23 protein-coding genes are annotated in these 21,127 nt (G+C 72.3%); 3 read left to right on the forward strand and 20 right to left on the reverse strand.

The window, feature by feature from the left end:
* Nucleotides 1–48: 48 nt before the first annotated feature.
* From ABD127_RS14635 to ABD127_RS14700, 14 genes are all read right to left on the reverse strand, one after another.
* Nucleotides 49–807 carry an ABC transporter permease gene (locus ABD127_RS14635; RefSeq protein ID WP_344202858.1) on the reverse strand — a complete coding sequence of 253 codons (759 nt, stop codon included), beginning with the start codon at nucleotides 805–807 and terminating at the stop codon, nucleotides 49–51.
* Nucleotides 804–1,820, reverse strand: coding sequence for an ATP-binding cassette domain-containing protein (locus tag ABD127_RS14640; RefSeq protein ID WP_425545829.1), 1,017 nt, complete (start codon nucleotides 1,818–1,820; stop codon nucleotides 804–806). The genes ABD127_RS14635 and ABD127_RS14640 overlap by 4 nt, the downstream gene beginning before the upstream one ends.
* A gap of 66 nt (nucleotides 1,821–1,886) precedes the next feature.
* Nucleotides 1,887–2,291 (reverse strand): DUF3151 domain-containing protein, encoded by a 405-nt coding sequence (locus ABD127_RS14645; RefSeq protein WP_344202860.1) that lies wholly within the window; start codon nucleotides 2,289–2,291, stop codon nucleotides 1,887–1,889.
* A gap of 48 nt (nucleotides 2,292–2,339) precedes the next feature.
* Nucleotides 2,340–3,008, reverse strand: a complete 669-nt coding sequence (locus tag ABD127_RS14650) for an SDR family NAD(P)-dependent oxidoreductase (RefSeq protein WP_344202862.1) — start codon at nucleotides 3,006–3,008, stop codon at nucleotides 2,340–2,342.
* A 196-nt stretch (nucleotides 3,009–3,204) separates the two neighbouring features.
* Nucleotides 3,205–4,572: an AMP-binding protein gene (locus tag ABD127_RS14655; RefSeq protein WP_344202863.1), complete on the reverse strand. Its 1,368-nt coding sequence runs from the start codon at nucleotides 4,570–4,572 to the stop codon at nucleotides 3,205–3,207.
* Nucleotides 4,572–5,666: an MSMEG_0565 family glycosyltransferase gene (locus ABD127_RS14660; protein ID WP_344202865.1), complete on the reverse strand. Its 1,095-nt coding sequence runs from the start codon at nucleotides 5,664–5,666 to the stop codon at nucleotides 4,572–4,574. Before ABD127_RS14660 ends, ABD127_RS14655 begins: the two co-directional genes overlap by 1 nt.
* Nucleotides 5,663–6,505: a carbon-nitrogen hydrolase family protein gene (locus ABD127_RS14665; protein WP_344202866.1), complete on the reverse strand. Its 843-nt coding sequence runs from the start codon at nucleotides 6,503–6,505 to the stop codon at nucleotides 5,663–5,665. The genes ABD127_RS14660 and ABD127_RS14665 overlap by 4 nt, the downstream gene beginning before the upstream one ends.
* A 3-nt stretch (nucleotides 6,506–6,508) precedes the next feature.
* Nucleotides 6,509–7,762: an MSMEG_0569 family flavin-dependent oxidoreductase gene (locus tag ABD127_RS14670; RefSeq protein WP_344202868.1), complete on the reverse strand. Its 1,254-nt coding sequence runs from the start codon at nucleotides 7,760–7,762 to the stop codon at nucleotides 6,509–6,511.
* Complete coding sequence (locus ABD127_RS14675; protein WP_344202870.1) at nucleotides 7,759–8,061, reverse strand: MSMEG_0570 family nitrogen starvation response protein; 303 nt, start codon at nucleotides 8,059–8,061, stop codon at nucleotides 7,759–7,761. The genes ABD127_RS14670 and ABD127_RS14675 overlap by 4 nt, the downstream gene beginning before the upstream one ends.
* Nucleotides 8,054–8,905, reverse strand: coding sequence for a carbon-nitrogen hydrolase family protein (locus ABD127_RS14680; RefSeq protein WP_344202872.1), 852 nt, complete (start codon nucleotides 8,903–8,905; stop codon nucleotides 8,054–8,056). Before ABD127_RS14680 ends, ABD127_RS14675 begins: the two co-directional genes overlap by 8 nt.
* Nucleotides 8,902–10,326 carry an MSMEG_0567/sll0787 family protein gene (locus ABD127_RS14685; protein WP_344202873.1) on the reverse strand — a complete coding sequence of 475 codons (1,425 nt, stop codon included), beginning with the start codon at nucleotides 10,324–10,326 and terminating at the stop codon, nucleotides 8,902–8,904. Before ABD127_RS14685 ends, ABD127_RS14680 begins: the two co-directional genes overlap by 4 nt.
* Before the next feature lie 5 nt (nucleotides 10,327–10,331).
* Nucleotides 10,332–11,420 (reverse strand): MSMEG_0568 family radical SAM protein, encoded by a 1,089-nt coding sequence (locus ABD127_RS14690; protein WP_344202875.1) that lies wholly within the window; start codon nucleotides 11,418–11,420, stop codon nucleotides 10,332–10,334.
* A gap of 4 nt (nucleotides 11,421–11,424) precedes the next feature.
* Nucleotides 11,425–11,949 carry an MSMEG_0572/Sll0783 family nitrogen starvation response protein gene (locus tag ABD127_RS14695; RefSeq protein ID WP_344202877.1) on the reverse strand — a complete coding sequence of 175 codons (525 nt, stop codon included), beginning with the start codon at nucleotides 11,947–11,949 and terminating at the stop codon, nucleotides 11,425–11,427.
* Nucleotides 11,950–12,041: 92 nt separating this feature from the next.
* Nucleotides 12,042–12,869, reverse strand: a complete 828-nt coding sequence (locus tag ABD127_RS14700; protein WP_344202878.1) for an amidohydrolase family protein — start codon at nucleotides 12,867–12,869, stop codon at nucleotides 12,042–12,044.
* A 236-nt stretch (nucleotides 12,870–13,105) separates the two neighbouring features.
* On the opposite strand from ABD127_RS14700, the gene ABD127_RS14705 reads away from it, so the two are divergent.
* A complete protein-coding gene (locus ABD127_RS14705) occupies nucleotides 13,106–14,050 on the forward strand; it encodes a type IV toxin-antitoxin system AbiEi family antitoxin domain-containing protein (RefSeq protein ID WP_344202880.1) in 945 nt (314 codons plus the stop codon).
* Between the two features lie 97 nt (nucleotides 14,051–14,147).
* Here the strand turns inward: ABD127_RS14705 and fbaA are convergent, their stop codons facing one another.
* Both fbaA and ABD127_RS14715 read right to left on the reverse strand, forming a co-directional pair.
* Nucleotides 14,148–15,167: a class II fructose-bisphosphate aldolase gene (gene fbaA / locus ABD127_RS14710; protein WP_344202882.1), complete on the reverse strand. Its 1,020-nt coding sequence runs from the start codon at nucleotides 15,165–15,167 to the stop codon at nucleotides 14,148–14,150.
* A gap of 55 nt (nucleotides 15,168–15,222) precedes the next feature.
* Entirely contained in the window at nucleotides 15,223–16,584 is a 1,362-nt protein-coding gene (locus ABD127_RS14715) for an FAD-dependent oxidoreductase (RefSeq protein ID WP_344202884.1), read from the reverse strand.
* A gap of 78 nt (nucleotides 16,585–16,662) precedes the next feature.
* Between ABD127_RS14715 and ABD127_RS14720 the strand changes: the two genes are divergently transcribed.
* Complete coding sequence (locus tag ABD127_RS14720; RefSeq protein ID WP_344202886.1) at nucleotides 16,663–17,277, forward strand: hypothetical protein; 615 nt, start codon at nucleotides 16,663–16,665, stop codon at nucleotides 17,275–17,277.
* Here the strand turns inward: ABD127_RS14720 and ABD127_RS14725 are convergent.
* The 4 genes from ABD127_RS14725 to ABD127_RS14740 are packed head-to-tail and all read right to left on the reverse strand — an operon-like array spanning nucleotide 17,266 to nucleotide 19,734.
* Nucleotides 17,266–17,733 carry a GNAT family N-acetyltransferase gene (locus ABD127_RS14725; protein WP_344202888.1) on the reverse strand — a complete coding sequence of 156 codons (468 nt, stop codon included), beginning with the start codon at nucleotides 17,731–17,733 and terminating at the stop codon, nucleotides 17,266–17,268. The two genes, ABD127_RS14720 and ABD127_RS14725, sit on opposite strands and share 12 nt — an antisense overlap.
* Nucleotides 17,730–18,356: a TrmH family RNA methyltransferase gene (locus ABD127_RS14730; protein ID WP_344202890.1), complete on the reverse strand. Its 627-nt coding sequence runs from the start codon at nucleotides 18,354–18,356 to the stop codon at nucleotides 17,730–17,732. The genes ABD127_RS14725 and ABD127_RS14730 overlap by 4 nt, the downstream gene beginning before the upstream one ends.
* On the reverse strand, nucleotides 18,353–19,018 hold the full coding sequence (gene pyrE, locus ABD127_RS14735) for an orotate phosphoribosyltransferase (RefSeq protein ID WP_425545830.1): 666 nt from the start codon (nucleotides 19,016–19,018) through the stop codon (nucleotides 18,353–18,355). The genes ABD127_RS14730 and pyrE overlap by 4 nt, the downstream gene beginning before the upstream one ends.
* Nucleotides 19,015–19,734 carry a sortase domain-containing protein gene (locus ABD127_RS14740; RefSeq protein ID WP_344202892.1) on the reverse strand — a complete coding sequence of 240 codons (720 nt, stop codon included), beginning with the start codon at nucleotides 19,732–19,734 and terminating at the stop codon, nucleotides 19,015–19,017. Before ABD127_RS14740 ends, pyrE begins: the two co-directional genes overlap by 4 nt.
* Nucleotides 19,735–19,931: 197 nt before the next feature.
* Here ABD127_RS14740 and ABD127_RS14745 point away from each other — a divergent pair, with 197 nt between their 5' ends.
* Nucleotides 19,932–21,092 (forward strand): pyridoxal phosphate-dependent aminotransferase, encoded by a 1,161-nt coding sequence (locus ABD127_RS14745; protein ID WP_344202894.1) that lies wholly within the window; start codon nucleotides 19,932–19,934, stop codon nucleotides 21,090–21,092.
* The last annotated feature ends 35 nt before the right edge of the window (nucleotides 21,093–21,127 follow it).

Here is a 21,127-nt window from a genome sequence, read left to right on the forward strand (position 1 = left end):
CTGAGGTGCGAGGAACGAGCCTCGAAGGGGGTTCCGGAGGATCGAGGTTCAGCTGTTCTCGCGCTTGAACACCGCAGTGCCCCACCACAGCGCGAGGACGAACAGGACGAGCGCCCAGCCCGTGCCCCACGCGACCTCCGAGCTGGCGAACTCGCCGCCGAAGACGTCGCGGGTGGCGTCGACGACGTGCCGGATCGGCATGAAGTCGCTGGCCCTGTCGAGCCAGGCCGGCCCGATCGTCATCGGCAGGAGGATGCCCGAGAGCAGGAGCACCGGCATCATCACCATGTTGATGACCGGGGCCATGACGTCCTCGCTCTTGACCGTCAGCGCGAAGGCGTTCGAGGCCGCGGCGCACGCACCACCGATCAGCAGCGTCAGCAGGACCCCGAGCAGCATGCCACCGAACGACGCGGTCATGCCCAGCGCGTAGCCGAGCACCACCAGGATGATCGCCTGCACGAACAGCTGCAGGAGGTCGCGCGTGAGCCGGCCCACGAGCAGCGCCGTGCGGCTGGCCGGCGTGACTCGTTCGGCCTCGATGACGCCCTCGCGCCACTCTCCGATCAGGCTGAAGCCCGCGAAGAACGCGCCGAAGATGCCGAGCTGGATCAGCATGCCGGGCACGAAGAACGTGTACGCGTTGGTGGCGCCGAACTGGCTGATGAGCGGCTTGAGCAGCGGCCCGAACAGCAGCAGGTACATGACCGGCTGCAGCATCCCGATGATGACCCAGGCGGGGTTGCGCAGGTTCATCCGCAGCTGGCGGCGGAAGACGATGAAGCTGTCGTGGACGAACGTGGTCATGCGAGGCTCCCCTCGGCGACGGGCTCGACATCGGTCTCGGGTGCCGCCTCGGCGTCGCGCAGCGAGCGCCCCGTGAGCGTCAGGAAGACGTCGTCGAGCGTGGGCCGGTGGACCTCGATCGCGTCGAGCACGATGCCGGCGTGGTCGAGGTCGCGCAGGAGGCCGGGGACGGCTCGACCGGCCTTTGGGATGCGGCCGCTGACCCGGTTCCCGTCGACCACGACGTCGGCCTCGGTCAGCGCGCCGAGGCGGCCCGCGGCATCCGCCACGTGGGCGGCGTCGGCGATCTCGAGGTCGACCAGGTCGCCCGAGACGGCCGCCTTGAGGTGGTCGGGCGTGTCGGAGGCGACGATCCGGCCGCGGTCGATGATGACGATGCGGTCGCTCAGCGCGTCGGCCTCGTCGAGGTAGTGCGTGGTGAGGCAGATCGTGGCCCCGTGGCGCTTGCGGAGGTCGGCGATGTGCTCCCACAGGTTCGCGCGCGCCTGCGGGTCGAGGCCCGTCGTGGGCTCGTCGAGGAAGATCAGGCTCGGGTCGTGGATCAGCCCCATCGCGATGTCGAGGCGGCGCTTCTGGCCGCCCGACATGGTCTTGGCGGTGCGCTCCCACAGCCCGTCGAGCTGCAGCTGCTCGAACAGCTCCTTGCCGCGCTTCTCGACCTCGGCCTTGGTGCGGCCGTAGAGCATCCCGTGGTCCATGACCTCCTCGCCCGCCCGGGCGAAGGTGGACACGCCGCCGGCCTGGGACACGTAGCCGATGCTGCGCCGGACGTCCTCGGACTGGGTGACCACGTCGTAGCCCGCGACCGTGGCCGTGCCCGCGGTGGGCTTGAGCAGGGTCGTGAGCATGCGCAACGTCGTGGTCTTGCCGGCCCCGTTCGGGCCGAGGAAGCCGACGACCTCGCCCTCCTCGATGTCGAGGTCGACGCCGTCGACGGCGCGCACCTCGACCTTCTGCCGGCCCTGCTTGGTCTGGAACACCTGGACGAGCCCGCGGGCCTCGATCATGCGCATGGCGCCATGCAACTACACGGCGCGGACGAAATCGAGGGTCTGGCGCCGATTCACCGGCGCAGGGCGTCAGCCCACGAGGATCGCGTACGCCTCGGGGCTCGACTCGCGCAGGAACTCGCGGCAGCGGTGGGCCTCGACCTCGTCGCCGAGGCGCTCGGAGCCGTCGGCCAGGACCGCGAGCGAGCGCAGGAAGCCGCGGTTCGGCTCGTGGCCCCACGGCACGGGGCCGTGGCCCTTCCAGCCGTTGCGGCGCAGCAGGTCGAGCGAGCGGTGGTACGACGTGCGGGCGAAGGCGTAGCCCTCGACCTCACGGCCTCCGGCCAGCGCCTCGGCCGACAGCAGGGCCCACGCGAGCGTGGACTCCGGCACCGCCGCCGCGACCTCGCGGGCCGGCTCGCCGGCCGCGATCCGCGCAGCACCCGGGTCCTCCGGCAGCAGGGTCTCCGGCGGCTCTCCCAGCAAGTTGCTCATGCCCCGACCCTAACCCGGCTCCCCCGCGCGGTTTCCCGCAGCGCGGGGTCAGTCGGCGTCGAGGTCCTGGGCGAAGGTCCGGAAGTCGCCGCGGGTCGTGTGGATCTCCCACAGCCGCTCGGCGATGACCTCGGGGTCCTTGCGCGGGTGGCCGGGCTCGATCGCGCCCGGGATGATGAGCTGCCCGACGTGGATGTCGTCGGGCGCGAGCGCCTCGTGGAACATCTGGCCGAGCGCCGACTCCGCCGCGAACGAGACCGAGGTGCCCGCGAACTTCGCGACCGGGCGCACCGCGCTGCCGCCGTTGACGAGCAGGATCGTGCCGCCGCCGAGGAAGCGCATGTGCTGGGTGACGTGGTGGATCGCCGTCAGCGGACCGTGCACCGAGAACTCGAGCGCGGGCTGCAGGTCGTCGACCGTCGTCTCCAGGACGGGGCGCAGGTACTCCTTGGCCGGCAGCGGGCTGTACTGCAGGACGTCGACCGGACCGAGGTCGGCCGAGACGGCGTCGAGCGCCTCCCGGATCGACGCCGGGTCGCGCACGTCGGCGCTGTAGCCGCGGGCCGTGATGCCCTCGGCGCCGAGGTCGTCGGCGAGGCTCGTGATGCGCTCGAGGTTCCGGGAGATCAGCCCGACCGAGAAGCCCTCCTTGGCGAAGCGCCGGGCGACCGCGGCCCCGAGGTTGGATCCTGCTCCGATGATCGCGAGGGTCGGCATGGGTGATTCCTCCAGCAACGTCGTCGAACGGGGGGTCACCTCCAGCCTGCCCCGCCGGTGGTGACCCCGCAGCCCGACCACCCGCCCCTGGGCGGTGAGCCAGGGACGTGTCGCCACCCTGGCGGTGAGCCAGAGACGTGTCGAGGGCTTGGACACGTCCCTCACTCACCGCCCGGTGGGACGACAGGTTCCTGTCTCACCGCCCGGCGGCGGGGCGGTGGCGGGCGCGGCGGGTCTTGCCGGTGTCGTCGCGCAGGGGTTCGGCCGTGGTCTCGAGGGTGCGGGGTCGCTTCTCGGGATCGAGCCGGGCGCGCACCCACGCGAGGAGCTCGTCCGGATCCGCCTGCGACTCGGCGACGACGTGGACGACCTCGCCCAGCTCGGCGTCCGGCCGCCCCACCGCGACCGACGACCGCACGTCCGGGTGCGTGTCGACGACCGCCTCCACGTCGGCCGGGTGCACGATCACGCCCCCGACCGTGATCGCGTCGTCGAGCCGGTCGGCGACGAACACGTAGCCACCGGCGTCGACCCAGCCGGCGTCGGAGAGCGAGTGCCAGCCCGGGAGCCCGCCGTCGCGCTGCATCACCAGCTCCCCGACCTCGCCCGGCGCGCAGTCCGAGCCGTCGGCCCGCACCGCCCGGAACCGCGACCCCGCGACCGGCCGCCCCACCGAGCCGGGCCGATCGAGCCACTCGTCGCCGCGGATCATCGTGATCCCCTGCGCCTCGGTGCCGGCGTAGACCTCGACGACCCGTTCCGGGCCCAGCCAGTCGATCCAGCCGCGCTTCAGCGGCTCGGGACAGCGCGCCGCCATGTGCATGACCGAGTGCAGCGACGACACGTCGGTCCGGGCCCGCTCCGGGTGCCGCCAGATCCGCGCCATCGTGGCGGGCACGAGCATCGTCCACCCGACCCGGTGACGCTCGATCGCCGCCAGCGCCTCTCCGGCGTCGAAACGCGGCAGCACGACGAGCTCGTGCCCCTTCATCAGCCCGCGCATCGCGTACGTGAACGGCGCGGCGTGGAACAGCGGCCCGGCCACGAGCTGCACGACGTCACGCGGCACGAACGGCGCCACGACGGCGTCCGGGTCGACGGTCGAGGGGTTCGGGTCGCGCAGCAGCTTCGGCACCCCGGTGCTGCCGCTCGACGTCGGCGCCTTCCACGACGCGGCGACGGCGTCCGGCAGCGGCGCGTCGTCGCGCGTGCCGATCTCGACCGGGGCATCCACGACGAGGCGGGGATCGATCGCCGTGAGCAACCGGAGCCGCTCGGCGGCCGGCAGCCGGGGCGACAGCGGCTGCGGCGTCGCACCGAGCTTCCACGCCGCGACGCACGCCAGCACGAGGTCGAGCCCGTTCGGCAGGCTCACCGTCACGAGGTCGTCGACTCCCACGCCCTCGGCCGCCCAGGTCCGCGCGAGCCGGTTGCCGAGCGACTCGAGCTCGGCCCGGGTGACGACCCGCTGCCCCACCGTGACCGCCGGACGGTCGGGCTCACGCTCGGCGAGGAGCGTGAACGCGCGACCGATCGGCACCGCGCTGCTCGAGGGGGAGGGCATCAGGCCAGCTGCGCCTCGTAGAACGCGACGTGCGCCCGAGCCGCCCGTTCCCAGGTGTAGGACCGCGCGAGCGCGCGCCCGACCTCGGGCTCCCCCGGTGTCGTGACGGCGGTGGCCAGTGCCCCCGCGATGCCGACCGGAGAGGTCGCGTACGAGACCGCCGAGCCGAACACCTCGCGCAGCACCGGCAGGTCGCGCGCCACGACGGGCACCCCGGCGGCGAGCGCCTCCATCGCCGCGAGCCCGAAGCCCTCCTTGGTCGAGACGAACGCGAGGGCCTCGGCCTGGGCCACGAGCGACGGCAGGTCGGCGTCGTCGACCACGCCGAGCATCTCGTGCACGACGTGCAGCTCGCGCGCCCGGCGATCGAACTCGCGGCGGTAGTCGCGGTAGTCGAACAACGTCTCGCCACCGGCGAACACCAGGCGCAGGTCGGGGCGCCGACGACGCAGCATCGCGTAGGCCTCGAGCAGGTCGATGCTGCCCTTGCGCGGCTCGATCCCGCCCAGCGCGAGCACGTACGGCCCGAGCTTCTCGCCCCACCGAGCCCGCCCCTCGGCGTCCGCCGCGCCCGCCTCGAAGCGCGCGGAGTCGACGCCGTTCGCGATGACGGTCGGGGCGAGGCCCCAGCCCATGCGCACCTCGGTGGCCACGGCCGACGAGACACAGATGCGGGCGACCGGCTCCACGACGGCGCGCTCGTGGCACGCCGCGAGCTCGGGCGTCGTGAACGTGTCGAGGTGGTGGATCGTGCGCACGCACGGCAGGCCCGCCGTGGTCACGGAGTTCGCCGTGATGCAGTCCTGCGCGTGCACGACGTCGTACCCGGCGTGCTCCGGCGCGAAGGCTCCCCGCAGCGTGTCGATCGACCGCAGGATCCGCGCGCCGACCTCCTCGCCGTCGATCGTCGGGAACGGCACGGCGTGCACCGTCACGGCGGGGTCGACGGGCCGGAAGAAGGCGGTGTCGCCGCCGCGCGCGAGCGTCCAGACGTGGACGTCGTGGCCCAGCGCCGCGAGCGCCTCGGCCAGCGCGAGCGTGTGCACCACCCCGCCGCGCGGCTTGGACGAGTACGTCAGCAGGGCGAGCTTCACGAGCTCTCACCCGTCCGGTAGCTGCTCGGCGTGAGCTCCTTGAGGTGGTGCAGGATGCGCCGCGAGCGGGCGATCTCGAGCGGCACGTCGACCTCGGCGACGGCCAGTGCGCCCTTCGACCAGGTCCGGGCGAGCACGTCGCCGCCCGGCCCCACGACCTTCGCCTGCCCGAGGAACCGCAGGCCGCCCATCACTCCGGTCTGGTTCGAGGACACCCAGACGACCTGGTTCTCGGCCGCCCGGGCGCTGTCGTACAGGTCGAACAGCCGCGACTGCCGGTCCTGCGGCAGGCGCGACGCCCGGTCGGTGACGCTCGCGGGCCACGCCGAGAGGCACGCGAGCACCTCCGCGCCGTCGAGCGCGAGGGTGCGTGCCGCCTCGGGAAAGGTCTTGTCGTAGTCGATCAGCATCCCCATGCGGCCCACCGGGGTGTCGAAGGCCTCGAAGGAGTCGCCCGCGGCGTAGACCAGCGACTCCCCCGCCGGCTGGTGCACCTTGCGGTGGCGCCCGAGGATCCCGTCGCCCGTCACGCACAGGGCCGCGTTGTGGTGCCGCAGCTCGCCGCCGTCGAACGTCTCCTCGGTGTAGCCGAAGCAGACCACCATGTCGCGCGCCATCGCGACGACCCGACCGACCTCGAAGGAGTCCTCGGCGAACGCCGGCGGCAGGGCGTTCGGGTCGGGGCTGCGCAGGTCGGCGAGGTAGCCGCCGAGGGTCGCGTCGGGCAGCACCAGCAGGTCGACCCCCGACTCCCGGGCGTCGCCGATGATGCCCTCGACCTTGTCGAGGGCCCGCGGGACGTCGCGCCCGAAGTGGGCCGCGACGGCGCCGATGCGCACGGCCTACAGCTCGACCGCGGCGGGCTGTCGAGCACCGACGATGCTGCGGAAGACGTGCTCCGCGTCGCGGGCGATGCCGTTGAACCGGCCCGACCCCCACGTGTGCATCCACGGCAGGCCCAGGAAGTACAGCCCGGGGACCGAGGTGACCCCGCGGGTCTGCGTCGGCGCGGCCGCACCGTCGAACACGCCGACCTTGACCCAGCGGTAGTCCGGTCGGTAGCCGATGCCCCACACGATCGAGGTGATGCCGGCCTCCGCCAGGTCGAGCATGCGCGGCTCGTGGTCGGGCGACCAGACCGCCTCGTAGTGCTCGCCGGCCGGGGCGTCGATGCCCTCGCGCTCGATGAACGCGTCGATGTCGCGACAGATGGAGTTGTAGACCGCGTCGGCGGAGTCGAGCGCGGCGGTCATGGTGGGCTCGAACGACAGCCGGGTGCCCTCCGCGCCGGACATGAGGCCGTAGAGGCGCATGCCCTCGGCGGCGAACTGGCGCAGGTCGATGTCGCGCCCGCCGTCGCGGCCCGTCACGTAGTGGTTGGTCTTCTCGCGCGCCGCCCGGCCTCCGGGGTACTGCTGCACGGGCGTGTCGTACAGACCCATGTCGGCGAGCCACGTCATGCAGTCGCGGCCGCGGTAGAAGCGGGCCACGCGCGGGGCGTCGCCCAGCGCGAGGTGGACCTTCCGCCCTTCGAGGTGCAGGTCCTCGGCGATCTGCGCGCCCGACTGCCCCGATCCGACGACCAGCACGTCGCCGTCGGGCAGCTGCGCGGCGTTGCGGTAGTCGGCCGAGTGCACCTGGGTGATCGACGGGTCGATCGCCGCGGCGAACGGCGGCACGATCGGCAGGTGGTAGCCGCCCGTGGCCAGCACGACCTGCTCGGCCTCGAGCACCTCCTCGCCGTCGGGGCCCGCGAGCGTCAGCACGAAGCCGCCGCCCTCGCGCTGGGTCATCAGCGTCACGGCGGTGTGCTCGCGCACCGGCGGGTCGAAGCTGGCCGCGTACCCGGCGAGCCACGCCGCGACCTGCTCGCGGTTCATGAAGCCGTCGGGGTCGTCGCCCTCGTAGACGTACCCCGGGAGGCGGCAGTGCCAGTTGGGCGTGACCAGGGTGAAGTTGTCCCACCGGCGGTCGGTCCACTCGTGGGCCGTGGTGGAGGCCTCGAGCAGCACGTGCTCGACCCCCTCCTGGGTCAGGAACCAGCTGACCGAGAGCCCGGCCTGGCCGGCTCCCACGATCGCGACGGGAACGGTCATGACGACTCCTTCGGAAGGTCCGGATGCATCGTGAGCACCTCGACGACGCCGCGGTCCGAGTGGCGTCCGGCGGTGCTGACGATGCGGTCGAGCGAGGCTGCCGACGCGGTGCAGGCGAAGCCGTACTTCGCCCGGACGCGGTCGCTGGCGATGCCAAGCGCCGTGCGACAGCGGTCGACGAACTCGGGGACCGCGTACGTGCCGCCGACGTCCAGGTGGTCGTGCACGACGAGCGACGGCGAGTAGCAGTCCTCGACCGCACCGTCGGGCCAGCGCACCGTGAAGGTCATCTCAGGCATGGACCGGCGCCTCCGTGACGTAGGTGTCGGGGCGGCGGTCGCGCAGGTGGAACATCGACCGGCGGGCGGTCGCGAGCGCGTCGTCGAGGTCGACGCCGGCGATCGCGAGTCCCGCCTCGGTGCCGGTCGTCGCCAGCACGTCGCCGCCGGGACCGACGATCTTGGCGTTGGCGACGAACCGCATCGAGCCGAACGTGCCGACCTGGTTCGCCGCGACCCAGACGATCTGGTTCTCGAGCGCGCGTGCCTGGTCGAACAGGTTGAACCGCTTGGTCCAGCGGTCCTCCGCGATGTCGCTGGCACCCGCGGTGCGCGAGGAGGGCCAGGCCGAGATGCAGGCGACGACCTGGGCGCCGTCGAGCGCCAGCGCACGGGCCGCCTCGGGGAAGGCCTTGTCGTAGCAGATCAGCATGCCGAGGCGCCCGATCGGCGTCTCGAAGGTCTCGTAGACGCTGCCGGCCTCGTAGTAGAGGTTCTCGCCGAGCGGCTGGTGCACCTTGCGGTGCACGCCGATCACGCCGTCGCCGGTGAGCGCGGCGGCCGAGTTGTAGCGCGTGCCGCCGTCGGCCTCGCAGAAGCCGAGCACCACCGTCATGTCGCCCGCGATCTCGGCGACGCGACGCAGCTCCGGTCCGTCGAGGTCGATGATCGGCGGCAGCGAGTCAGGACCGTCGCCGTCGGTGTGCAGCGTCGAGAGGTAGCCACCGAGCGCCGCCTCGGGCAGCGCCAGGAGCTTCACGTCGCGGGTGCGGGCCTCGGCGACGAGGCGGGTGATCTGGGCGTAGGCCTCGTCGAGGTCGCGTCCGAAGTTGGCCGACGCGGCGGCCAGGTGGGTCAGCGTCATGAGGGGTCCTTGGTCTGGGAGGTTCCGAGTCCGGTCACGCCGTCGGCGACCGCCGACGTCACGAGTCCGTCGGGCCAGCGCAGGTCGACGCCGTGCCCCTGGGTCAGCCGTCCGCAGACGGCGGTGTCGACGAGTGGCGGGAGCGTGTCCGTCAGCACGGCGCGGCTGGGGGTGCGCTCGGCCGTGACCATCGCGAACCCGGGGAAGCACGTGAGCCAGTCGCCGGCGCTCGCCTGGGCCGGCATCGGGACGTCGGCGACGTCGAGCACGGCCTTGCAGCCGCTGGCCTCGGCGAGCATCCCCGTGGTGCCGATGACGCCGGTCATGCTGACGTCCTTGGCGGCGGTGGGCTGCAGGGCCGGCACCACGCCGGCCAGGGCACGCAGCTCGTCGGCCCGGCGGTGGGACGAGGAGTCCCACTGCGACCCGGTGTAGCCCGGCCGCCAGGCGCCGCCGAGGTCCGCGGTGAGCCGCAGGGACTCGCCGGGACGGCCTCCGCCCCCGGGGACCGGCGCATCGGCGCGGCCCAGTGCGGTGACGCTGAGCGAGGCCGGCACACCGAGCTGCGTGTGACCGCCGAGCACCGGCACGCCCCACGCCTCGGAGGCGGCGCGCAGTCCACGGAGGATGCGACGGGCGAACGAGGCGTCGCGAGCGCCGACCGCGTCGAGCAGACCCACGGGCGCGGCCCCCATCGCCGAGATGTCGTTGAGGTTGACCAGCACGGCGCACCAGCCCGCCCACTCCGGGTCGCGCTCGACCATCGACGGCAGGATCGCGTCGCACGCGGCGAGCAGGTCGGAGCCGGGCACGGGAGCGGCGTCGTCGCCGACGAACCCGGCGGGCGCGTCCAGTCCGTCGAGCAGGGCGCCGAGCGCCGCCTTCGTGGCGCGGGCCAGGCGCTCGACGCGGTCGATCGGCCACAGCATGTGGACGTGCGGGCGCCCGTGGACGTCGAGCGAGCGGAGCGTGGTCCAGCCGAGCCGGACGAACAGCGGCTCGTTCTGTGCCTGCACCGTGGCGTCGAAGCGCAGCGCGCCCTCGGCCTCCGCCCGGGCGCAGGCGGCACGCACCAGGGCTCCACCGATGCCCGCGTGGGTGCGGGCCGCGGCGCTCACCGCGAGGCGGCTGCCGGCCCACCAGCCGATGTCGCGACCCTCGACCGCCGGTGCGATCCGCACCCCGCCGAGGAGCGAGCCGTCCGGGGTGCGGGCCACGAGCACGATCGTGCGCGGGTCGTCGTCGACCCGGTCGGCGTCGTCGCCGGCGAAGATGCCCTGCTCGGCCACGAACACCTCGCGGCGCAGCGCCCGGTAGGCGTCGAGCTCCGCCCGGGTCTGCGCCTGCTCGACCAGGAAGGTCGGGGCGGGCGACGGGCGGGTGCCGGTGAGGATGCCGCGATCGAGGTCGACATAGGCCACGGGGATCACGCCCCCTCGGACTGCAGCACGCTGCAGGCGCCACAGGCCGCGCAACCGGCGGCCTGGTCGGAGCCGTGCATGCCGGCCTCCATCAGGGCGTGAGCCACGCGACGCGTGACGTCCTGCAGCACCTCCGCCGGGGGCGGGGGCACCTGGTCGACATCGGTCGCGAGCGTGCCGGCGAGGGGCCGGAACGGCACGACGAACGGGTAGACACCCATGTCGACGAGCTCCTGCGCGGCCTCGACCATCTCGTCGGGGTCCTCGCCGAGCCCCACGAGGAGGTACGTCGAGACCTGGTTGTGGCCGAACACGCGCACCGCCTCGCGCCACGCGGCGCGGTACTCGTCGAGCGGCACCGACGACTTGCCCGGCATCCACCGCCGGCGCACGTCCTCGTCCATCGACTCGACGTGGATGCCGATCGAGCGGGCCCCCGCCTCGTACAGGTCGGTGATCGTCCGCAGGTCGGCCGGCGGCTCGCACTGCACCTGGATCGCGAGGTCGGGCAGCACCTCGCGCACGGCCCGCACGCAGCGGGCCAGGTGGGTCGCGCCCCGGTCGCGTCCGTTCGACGTGCCGGTGGTCATGACCATCTGCGTGATGCCGTCGAGGTCGTGCGCGGCCTTGGCCACCTCGGCGATCTGCGCGGGCGTCTTGACCGCGATCGTCGAGCCCGCCTCGAGCGACTTCTCGATCGCGCAGAACCGGCACCGCTCGGCCTCGTCGTACCGCACGCACGTCTGCACGACGGTCGTGGCGAGCACGTTGGCCGAGTGCAGGCGGGCGATCTTCTCGTACGAGACGCCGTCGGCGGTCTCGAGGTCGTAGAACCTCGGACGGCGCACCGGCTCCACGCCGAGGCCGGTGTCGGCCCCGTCGAGGAGCAGGCGCCCCCGGTTGATCGTGAACGGGCTGTCGGGGTTGATCGGGATCGCGGTCCCGATCCCCCCGAGCAGCACGTGACCGTCGTCGCTCGGTCCCGCGCCCGACTGCCGGCTGACCGGCGCATCGAGCAGTCGGATGCCCGAGATGGCGACGTCGACTCGAGTGCTGGTGCGGGTGGCCGTGGCTCCGCAGCTGGGCGCGTTCACGGGATCAGAGGTTGTAGACGGAGTTGATGATCGCGCCCTTGCGGGCGTAGTGGATGATCGCGTCCTGCACGTCGAGCGGGTGCGCCGGGATGACGCCCTCGATCAGGTCCTCCTCGCGGATGCCGTGCAGCGCCAGGCCGAAGCGGCACGCGAACACGGTGCCACCCTCGGAGATGTACGTCTCGAGCGAGCCGTTCATGTTGAGCTCGCCCGGGAAGCCCGCGTCGCCCGTGGTCGGGAAGCCACGGTTGGCCGAGACGGCCAGCGTGCCGGGGCCGTAGAAGTAGATCGCGGTCTCGAAGCCCTTCCGCAGCGCGCGGGTGGCCTGCAGGATCGCGACGAAGCTGACCGAGGACTCGTGCGGGATGCCGTGGATCAGGGTGAAGTACGACTGCCCCTCCTCGGCCTGGTAGTCGGGGAAGATCTTCGTGGAGCCGTAGAGGTTGGTGCCCTTCGGCAGCGACGGGTGCGCGATCTCGCCGAGCGAGGCCTCGATGTTGGCGGCGATCTGGTCGTCGATGTCGGTCATCAGTTCTCCTGGTGTGCTGCGGTGGGTGTCGGGTCGAGCCGGGTCGTGCAGCTGGCGTCGCGCCGTTGCGGGCCAGGGGCTGGTGGTCGAGGTCAGGTGCCGTAGAGCGCCTCGAAGTTGCGACGGAAGAAGTGGTCGGCGAGCTCGCCGTCGCCCGCGGCGGCCGCGAGGCGCGCGTGCTCGCCGGCGAAGTCGCCCCAGGGGGCGTCGGTCGCGAAGAGGATCCGGTCGTGGCCCACGCCGCGCTTCTCGATCTCGCTGACGAGCCAGAGCGGGGCGAAGCCGATCGTCCAGCTCGTGTCGGTGTAGACCTGCTTGCCGGCCTCGATCCAGTCGAAGAGCCGGCCGCCGATGAGCTTCATGTGGCCGCTCATGCCGCCGCCGAGGTGGACGAGGTGGATCTTGGTGTCGTCGCCGTACTTCTCGACGAGGTGGCCGATCTGGTCGACGTCGCTCGCGGCGCCCGGCGAGGTGTGCACGTGGACCACGAGGTCGTGGGCGGCGGCCGTGGTGAAAATCCGGTCGATCTGCTCGGCGCAGTCGGGGTCGGTCGGGGAACCACCGAGGAGGAAGCTCGTCTTGAGCGCCTTCACGCCGTGCTCGGTCGCGAGGGCCAGGGCGCCGTCGTTGCGCTCGGCGTCGGACGCCTTGGGCGAGACCCAGAGGCCGCAGCTGACGCGGTCGTCCTTCTGGGCCGCCTCGATCGCGAGCGGGTTCAGGTCGAACGCGGCATCGGGGATCGGCACGCCGTAGTTCGGCAGCACCAGCGCCCGCTCGGTGCCCTCCTCGTCGAGGGTCGCGATGAACTCGGCGACGGTGGCCTTGGCGGTGACGTCGGCCTGGATCGGCGGGCCGCCGTAGAACGCGAACTCCGGCAGCCGCCCGATGTGGCGGTGTGCGTCGAGGTGGCCCGTGGTCATGGCTCAAGTCCACGGCCCCGTCGTTTCGGACTGGTTTCGCTCGGAACAAGACCGTGTGAGGTCGCGTGTCCTCCACGTTTCCCCGCCGCGGTTTCCCACGAGACCGCTCGAATCCTGCATCGAGCGTACGAAACTTCGTGCGCTCGATGCAGGATTACTGGGATCACCCAGGAATCCGCGCGCGGGGCTGTGGGTAGCCGTTCGACCCGTCGGCGGCGGGCACCGATGCTCGGTCCATGCACCCGGACCTCGACCACCTCGTGCGCGACCGCGGTTTCATCACCCGCCCCGACGTGCTGGCGCGCGGCATCGACGACCGCGTGCTGTCGCACGCCGTGCGCGACGGCACGCTCCTGCGCATCGGCGTGGGCCTCTACGCCGGACCAGAGTTCGCGCGCCTGCGCCCGGAGGAGCAGCACGCGCTGCGCTGCCACGCGATCGCCACCCGGTTCGACGGCGCGGTGGCCTTCTCCCACCAGTCGGCGGCGATCCTGCACGGCGCCGCGACGTGGGGCGTCGACCTCGCCCACGTCCACGTCACGCGGCTCGACGACGGCCGGGGCCGCCACCAGGCCGGAGTCGCCCACCACGTCGCGCGCCTCGACGACAGCGACGTGATCGAGGTCGACGGACTGCTGGTCACGACGCCCGCCCGCACCGCGTGGGACGTCGCGGTGCGCGAGACCACCGAGTCCGGGCTCGTGATCGTCGACTCGCTGCAGCACCTCGGGCTGACCGACGAGGACCAGCTGCTGCGCGAGGCACGCTCCCACTCCGACTGGCGCCGGGCCCGCCACGCCAAGCTCGCGCTGACCTTGAGCGACGAGCGGGCGGAGTCGGCCGGCGAGTCGCGAGCGCGCTACCTGATGTGGGAGTTCAAGCTGCCGCGACCCCAGCTGCAGGTCGAGGTGCGCGACGAGGACGGCGAGCTCGTCGGCAAGTCGGACTTCGGCTGGTGGGAGTACCGCCACCTGGCCGAGTTCGACGGGATGCTGAAGTACCAGACCGGCCGGGACCTGGCGCACGAGAAAGTGCGGGAGGACGGCGTCCGACGGCTGATGTGGGGCATGAGCCGGATGATCTGGGGCGATCTCGAGGGTGGTCGCCGCCGCGGCACCGCGGTCGGCCTGCTCGCCGCGATGGAGCAGTCACGTCGCCTGTATGGCGGCCGAGCAGCGTGAGGATTCCTGGGCCCACCCAGGAATCCCGCGTCGAGCGTACGAAGTTTCGTGCGCTCGACGCGGGATTCGAGCGGTCTCGTGGGAAACCGCGGAGGGGTCAGAGCTTGGTGCCGGTGCTGCGGAGCTCGGTGCAGGCCTGGACGATGCGGGCGGCCATGCCGGCCTCGGCGGCCTTGCCCCACGCGCGCGGGTCGTACTGCTTCTTGTTGCCGACCTCGCCGTCGACCTTCAGGACCCCGTCGTAGTTCGCGAGCATGTGGCCCGCGACCGGACGCGTGAACGCGTACTGGGTGTCGGTGTCGACGTTCATCTTGACGACGCCGTAGTCGACGGCCGCCGAGATCTCCTCGGGCAGCGAACCCGAGCCACCGTGGAAGACGAGGTCGAACGGGGCGTCCTTGCCGTACTGCGCGGCGACGGCCTCCTGGGCGGCCTTGAGGATCTCCGGACGCAGCGTCACGTTGCCCGGCTTGTAGACGCCGTGCACGTTGCCGAACGTCAGCGCGGTCAGGTAGCGCCCCTTCTCGCCGACACCGAGCGCGGCGGCCGTGGCCAGCGCGTCCTCGGGGGTCGTGTACAGGTGCTCGCCCATGCCGCCCTCGACGCCGTCCTCCTCGCCGCCGACGATGCCGATCTCGACCTCGAGGATGATCTTGGCGGCCGCGGCACGGGCCAGCAGCTCCTGCGCGATCTCGAGGTTCTCCTCGAGCGGCACGGCCGACCCGTCCCACATGTGCGACTGGAAGTACGGCAGCCCGCCGCTCTTGACGCGCTCCTCCGAGGCGGCGATCAGCGGCCGCACGAAGCCGTCGAGCTTGTCCTTGGGGCAGTGGTCGGTGTGCAGGGCGACGTTGACCGGGTACTTCTTGGCCGCCTCCTGCGCGAACGCGGCGAACGCCAGCGAGCCGGACACCATGTCCTTGACGGTGGGGCCCGAGAGGTACTCGGCGCCGCCGGTCGAGATCTGGATGATGCCGTCGCTCTCGGCCTCGGCGAACCCGGCGAGCGCCGCGTTCAGGGTCTGCGAGCTCGAGACGTTGATGGCCGGGTAGGCGAACGACTCGCGCTTGGCCTTGTCGAGCATCTCGGCGTAGATCTCGGGAGTGGCGACGGGCATGGGGGCTCCTGGGTCACGGACGACTGACCCCGCCAGTATTCCAGCCCCGGCGGCCTCAGGAGTCGAGGGCCTTGACCGCAGCCCGCGCGGCGACCTGGATCGGGCTCCACACCGACGCGAACGGCGGCGCGTAGGCCAGGTCGAGCATCACCACGTCGTCGACCGTCATGCCCGCCGTGATCGCGGTCGCCGCGGCGTCGACCCGCAGTCCGGCGTTCTCGGAGCCGACGACCTGCACGCCCAGCAGTCGGCGCGTCTGGCGGTCGGCGACGAGCAGCACCGTCATCTCCCCCGGCTCGGGCATGTAGCCCGCCCGGTCGCTGGTCTGGATCGAGACGACGACCGGGTCGAACGCCGCGTCCTTCGCCTGCTGCTCGCCCAGGCCCGTGCGGGAGATCTCGAGCGCGCAGAACTTCGTGATGGCGGTCTGCACGACTCCCGGGAAGGTCAGCCGGTTCGGTTCCCCCAGCAGCGTCGCCGCGACGTCGTCGGCGACGACCATCCCCTGCTTGTTGGCGTGCGTGCCGAGCGGCAGGTGGATCGGCAGGTCGGTCGTGCGGTCGCGCGTCTCGACGCAGTCGCCCGCCGCCCAGACGCGATCGGCCCCGGCGACGCGCTGGCGGGCATCGGTCACGATGCCGCCCTTCACGCCGGTCGGAAGGCCCGCCGCGGCGGCGAGGTCGGACCTCGCCCGCACCCCGAGCCCCAGCACGACGAGGTCAGCCGGGATCGTCTCGCCGTCCACCACCACGCCGCGCACGTGGCCGTCGTCGTCGAGCTCGAATCCCTCGACCGCGGCGTCGGTCAGCAGCTCGATGCCCCGGCCGCGCATCGCCTCGGCCACCTTCTCGCCCAGGCTCGGCTCGATGATCGAGAGGGGCACCGGAGCCTTCTCGACGACGGTCGTGCCGATGCCACGCGCGACGAACGCCTCGGCCATCTCGAGACCGACGTAGCCGCTGCCCACGACCACCACGTTCTTCGGCTTCTGCTCGAGCGCGTCGATGACGGCCTGGCCGTCGCCGAGCGACTGGACGCCGAGGACGCCCTCGCCGTCGATGCCGGGCAGGTCCGGCCGCAGGGGCTCGGCGCCCGTCGCGACGATCAGGACGTCGAACGCCAGACGCTCGCCCGCGTCGGTCTCCACCTCGCGCGCCTCGAGGTCGATCGCGACCGCGGCGGTGCCCGTGCGCAGGTCGATGCCGTTCTTGCGGTGCTGCTCCGGGGAGCGGGCCACCAGGTCGTCGGCCTCGGCGACGTCGCCCGCGACCCAGTACGGGATGCCGCAGGCCGAGTAGGAGGTCCACGCGTCGCGCTCCAGCACGACGACCTCGTAGGCGTCCGGCAGACGACGACGCAGGGCCGCCGCGGCGCTCATGCCGGCGGCGTCACCCCCGATCACGAGCACGCGAGTCATGCCTTCGACCCTAGGTCCTGACCCGCGACGCCGCTGGACGACACCGCGCGTTCATCCGGGCTCCCTAGCGTCCGCGCCGTGACCACCTCGACCCGCGACCTCACGGCCACGGCCGCCTGGGTCGCCGCCGGCGCCCTGCTGCTGCTCTACCCCGCCCTGCGGCCGTGGGAGGACGAGACGACGCTGGCCGGCGTCGTGGCCTGGGACTCCACGGCCTGGGTCGTGTCGCACACCGCCGCGATGCTCGGCCTCGTCCTCCTGGTGGCGGCCGCGAGCCTCGACGCGGCCGTGGGTCGACTGCGTGTCGCCGTGCCGGTCCTGCTCGCACTCGGCACCGCGCTCGTGCTGCCGTACTACGGCGCGGAGGCCTACGGCCTGCCGATGGTCGGCGAGCTCGCCCGCGACACCGGCGACGCCTCGCTCGTCGAGCTCGGTGACGGATTCCGCTACGCGCTGGCCCCGGTCACGCTGTTCTCGGTGGGCCTGCTGCTCCTGGCCGTCGCCGGGGTCCTGCTGGTCCTGCGGGCGCGCCGCTCGGCCCTGCCCGCCGGTCCGATCCTGCTCGGCGTCTGGCTCGTGGCCTTCCTGCCGCAGTTCTTCGGCCCGGCCCCGGTCCGCATCGCCCACGGCGTCGTGGCCCTCGCAGCCGGTCTGCTGCTCGCCCTCGCGATCAGGCGCGAGTCACGGGTCTAGGCGCTTCTCGAACCACAGCCCGGCGTACGGGTTGTCGTTGTACCGCGGCACGTCGCGGTAGCCGTTGGCGCGGTAGAGCGCGATCGCGGCAGCCAGGTCGGGGTGGGTGTCGAGCCGGACGACGGGGCGCCCGCTCGCGAGCGCCGTCGCCTCGAGCTGCTGCAGCAGCCGCCTGGCGAGTCCGAGGCCGCGACGTGAGGGGTCGACCCACATCCGCTTGATCTCGGCAGTGTCATCGGAGAGCCAGCGCAGAGCACCGCAGCCCACCACGTCGTCGTCGACGCGGGCGACCAGGAACCGGCCGCGCTCACCGGTGAACTCGACCTCGTCGTGCGCCGCCTGCTCGGGGTCGAACCCGGTGGCGAAGCGCTCGTCGAGCTCGCGCAGGTACGCCGAGACGGCCGCCCGCGCGTCCGGGTCGTCGGGCTCGACGATGTCGATCTGCACGTCGCTCATGCGGTTCCCTCCATGTGCTCGCGGACCCAGGCGTGCATCGCGATCGCGGCGGCCGCGCCGACGTTGATCGAGCGCGTGGACCCGAACTGGCTGATCGAGAGCGTCGCGCCGCACGCCGCGAGGAGGTCCGGCGACAGGCCCGGTCCCTCCTGCCCCAGCACGAGGGCGACCGTGCGTGGCAGCGTGGCGGTCTCGATCGGCACCGAGCCCGGCCCGTTCTCGATGCCGACCAGCGGCACGCCCTCCGCGGCCGCCCAGGCGGTCAGGTCGGCGACGTCCGGGTGGTGGCGCACGTGCAGGTAGCGGTCGGTGACCATCGCGCCGCGGCGGTTCCAGCGGCGCCGGCCGACGACGTGCACCTCGGCGACGTTGAACGCGTTGGCGGTGCGGACGACCGAGCCGATGTTGAAGTCGTGCTGCAGGTTCTCGATCACGACGTGCAGCGGATGGCGACGGGTGTCGAGATCGGCCACGATCGCGTCGTGGAGCCAGTACCGGTACCGGTCGACCACGTTGCGGCGGTCGCCGTCGGCCAGCAGCTCCGGGTCCCAGTGGTCACCCTCGGGCAGCGGGCCTTCCCACGGGCCGACGCCGACCTCGAGCCGCTCCGGCTCGTCGGTCATACCCCGTAGGTGCTGCGGTACGCGCGGACGGCGTCGAGGTGCTCGGCGTGATGGCCGGTCTCGACCAGGTACGCGATGAGCAGGTCCAGGTTGACGATCGTGTCGACGCCGATCCCGAGGTCGCGCTCGACCTCGCCGATCGCCGACAGCTCGCCCTGGCCCCGTTCCTGCCGGTCGACCGCGACCGTGACACCGACCAGCTCGGCACCGGCACCCTCGACCAGCGCGGCGACCTCGCGGATCGCGGTGCCCGCCGTGATGACGTCGTCGATGACCATGACCCGACCCTCGAGCGGGGCGCCCACGATCGTGCCGCCCTCGCCGTGCGCCTTGGCCTCCTTGCGGTTGAAGCACCACGGGACGTCGCGCCCGTGCTGCTCGACCAGCTGCACGGCCGTGGCGGCCGCGATGGGGATGCCCTTGTAGGCGGGGCCGAGCAGGACGTCGAACTCGCGGTCTGCGGCCACGATCGCATCGGCGTAGAAGCGGCCGAGCCCGGCCAGGGCCGCGCCCGTGCGGAACCCGCCGAAGTTGAAGAAGTACGGCGAGGTGCGTCCGGACTTCAGCGTGAACTCGCCGAACCGCAGCACCCCGAGGTCGAGCGCGAGCTCGACGAAGGCGCGCTGGTAGTCCTGGATCGGCGCGGTCGCCTGACCGCTCACGGGGCGGGAGCGGCCTGGGCGGCCGGCTTCTCCACGACGTCGACGAGCTCGCCGATCACGACACGACGGTTGTCGGTGTGGAACATCTCGGCGCACGTGATCATCGTCATGAGCGGCTCGGTCGGCACCTGGCCGCGCGCGTTCGGGTCGGGCACCGGGAACAGCGGCCAGCCGGTCGAGTAGTCGACCTTGATCTCGTCGCCGTTCATGCGCAGCTTGTAGGTGTACAGGTGCGTGCGGGTCTCGATCTCGACCTCGTCGCCGGCGCGCAGCTCGGGGAGGCGCTTGAACACGGCGCCGCGACCACTGCGGTGACCTGCGATCACGAAGTTGCCGACCTCGCCGGGGCCGACGCCCTTCTCGTACCAGCCGACACCGCTGGCGAGGGCCGCGCGGCCCTTCGAGTCGAGCAGGTCGCTGCCGGGGATGATCGGCATCTCGTAGTCGCTGCCCCAGCGGGGGACGCGGAGCAGGCCGATCGCGTTGGAGTCGATGTTGTTCGCCCAGTCCTCGGCGATCTGCTCCTTGACCGCTTCCTGCTTCTGCCCGGCGATGATGTTGGTGCCGTAGAGCTCCCACCCGACGTAGGCGATGAAGCCGACACCGGTCAGCACGAGGGCGAGGCCGAGGATCGTCAGAAGACGACTGCGGCGCCGCGGCTTGCGGCGGCGCGGCGGGGGCGAGGAGGGCTGCTCGGGAGCCTCGATGACGGCCATGGTGATCAGATCCTCCCACACGGGTCCCGGATCGTGGGAGTAAGAAAAGCGGATCGCCTCTCTCAGCATGCAAAAAGTTGTTGACGGTTGTACCGCTGATGTGCGTACACTGGACACAGCCCCGCCGTTTCACCCCCCGAGAACGGCGGGGTCTTTACATGTCCGGACCCGTCTCGGGCGGCGTTAGGCTCGCGGGCATGGTTCGCCCCAGCAGCCGCATCGACGGCTTCGGCACGACGATCTTCGCCGAGATGAGCGCCCTCGCGGCGCGCACGGGGGCGGTCAACCTCGGGCAGGGCTTCCCTGACACGAGCGGGCCTCCCGAGCTGCTCGAGCGGGCGCGCGCCGCAATCGCCAGCGGTGACAACCAGTACGCACCCGGCCTCGGCACGCCCGAGCTGCGAGCCGCGATCGTGCGCCACCAGGCGCGCCACCACGGCGTCGAGCTCGACGCGGACACCCAGGTCGTCGTCACGACCGGCGCTACTGAGGCCATCGCGGCCGCCGTGCTCGGCCTCGTGGACGCGGGCGACGAGGTCGTCGTGATCGAGCCGTTCTACGACTCCTACGTCGCGATGATCCGCATGGCCGGCGCCGTCCCCGTTCCCGTCACGCTGCGCGCGCCCGACTTCCGGCTCCCGGTCGAGGACCTGCAGGCCGTGATCGGTCCGCGCACCCGCGCGATCATGGTCAACACCCCGCACAACCCGACGGGGGCGGTGCTGTCCGACGAGGAGCTCACGGCGCTCGCGGAGCTGGCCGAGCGGCACGACCTCACCGTCATCAGCGACGAGGTCTACGAGCACCTCACGTTCGACGGCGTGCGTCACCGGCCGGTCGCGACCGTGCCGGGCCTGGCCGACCGCACCGTGACGATCTCGAGCGCCGGCAAGTCGTTCTCCGTGACGGGCTGGAAGATCGGGTGGGCCACCGGGCCGGCCCACCTCGTCGAGGCCGTCATGGCGGCCAAGCAGTGGCTGAGCTACACCTCGGGCACGCCGTTCCAGGGTGCCGTGGCGTGGGCCCTCGATCACGCGGACGACTTCGTGGCCGACCTGGCTCGCCAGCTGCAGGACCAGCGCGACCGACTGTGCGACGGCCTCGAGGCCGTGGGCTTCGGCGTGATCCGCCCCCAAGCGACCTACTTCGCGACGACCGACATCCGTCCGCTCGGCTTCGACGACGGGCTCGACTTCTGCCGCCGGCTGCCCGAGCTGGCCGGCGTCGTCGCGGTCCCCCACCAGGTCCTGCATCTCGATCCCGAGCCCGGCCGGCCGTTCGTGCGCTGGGCCTTCTGCAAGCGACCCGAGGTCATCGACGAGGCGCTGACCCGGCTGCGACGTCTGTCACCTGCGTAACCGGCGCACGGCTGCCTCGTTGAACCCTTCAGAAC

Origin of the sequence: Aeromicrobium alkaliterrae, assembly GCF_039529015.1 — a bacterium.
GTDB lineage: Bacteria > Actinomycetota > Actinomycetes > Propionibacteriales > Nocardioidaceae > Aeromicrobium > Aeromicrobium alkaliterrae.

Bases quoted from the DNA above. Each gene is read 5' to 3' on its own strand.
- ABD127_RS14655 (WP_344202863.1), bottom strand. From the start codon at position 4,572: ATGCCCTCCCCCTCGAGCAGCGCGGTGCCGATCGGTCGCGCGTTCACG.
- fbaA (WP_344202882.1), bottom strand. From the start codon at position 15,167: ATGCCCGTCGCCACTCCCGAGATCTACGCCGAGATGCTCGACAAGGCC.
- ABD127_RS14670 (WP_344202868.1), bottom strand. From the start codon at position 7,762: ATGACCGTTCCCGTCGCGATCGTGGGAGCCGGCCAGGCCGGGCTCTCG.
- ABD127_RS14650 (WP_344202862.1), bottom strand. From the start codon at position 3,008: ATGCCGACCCTCGCGATCATCGGAGCAGGATCCAACCTCGGGGCCGCG.
- ABD127_RS14675 (WP_344202870.1), bottom strand. From the start codon at position 8,061: ATGCCTGAGATGACCTTCACGGTGCGCTGGCCCGACGGTGCGGTCGAG.
- ABD127_RS14645 (WP_344202860.1), bottom strand. From the start codon at position 2,291: ATGAGCAACTTGCTGGGAGAGCCGCCGGAGACCCTGCTGCCGGAGGAC.
- ABD127_RS14730 (WP_344202890.1), bottom strand. From the start codon at position 18,356: ATGACCGACGAGCCGGAGCGGCTCGAGGTCGGCGTCGGCCCGTGGGAA.
- ABD127_RS14640 (WP_425545829.1), bottom strand. From the start codon at position 1,820: ATGCGCATGATCGAGGCCCGCGGGCTCGTCCAGGTGTTCCAGACCAAG.
- ABD127_RS14695 (WP_344202877.1), bottom strand. From the start codon at position 11,949: ATGACCGACATCGACGACCAGATCGCCGCCAACATCGAGGCCTCGCTC.
- ABD127_RS14715 (WP_344202884.1), bottom strand. From the start codon at position 16,584: ATGACTCGCGTGCTCGTGATCGGGGGTGACGCCGCCGGCATGAGCGCC.
- ABD127_RS14740 (WP_344202892.1), bottom strand. From the start codon at position 19,734: ATGGCCGTCATCGAGGCTCCCGAGCAGCCCTCCTCGCCCCCGCCGCGC.
- ABD127_RS14700 (WP_344202878.1), bottom strand. From the start codon at position 12,869: ATGACCACGGGCCACCTCGACGCACACCGCCACATCGGGCGGCTGCCG.
- ABD127_RS14705 (WP_344202880.1), top strand. From the start codon at position 13,106: ATGCACCCGGACCTCGACCACCTCGTGCGCGACCGCGGTTTCATCACC.
- ABD127_RS14635 (WP_344202858.1), bottom strand. From the start codon at position 807: ATGACCACGTTCGTCCACGACAGCTTCATCGTCTTCCGCCGCCAGCTG.
- ABD127_RS14725 (WP_344202888.1), bottom strand. From the start codon at position 17,733: ATGAGCGACGTGCAGATCGACATCGTCGAGCCCGACGACCCGGACGCG.
- ABD127_RS14680 (WP_344202872.1), bottom strand. From the start codon at position 8,905: ATGACGCTGACCCACCTGGCCGCCGCGTCGGCCAACTTCGGACGCGAC.
- ABD127_RS14745 (WP_344202894.1), top strand. From the start codon at position 19,932: ATGGTTCGCCCCAGCAGCCGCATCGACGGCTTCGGCACGACGATCTTC.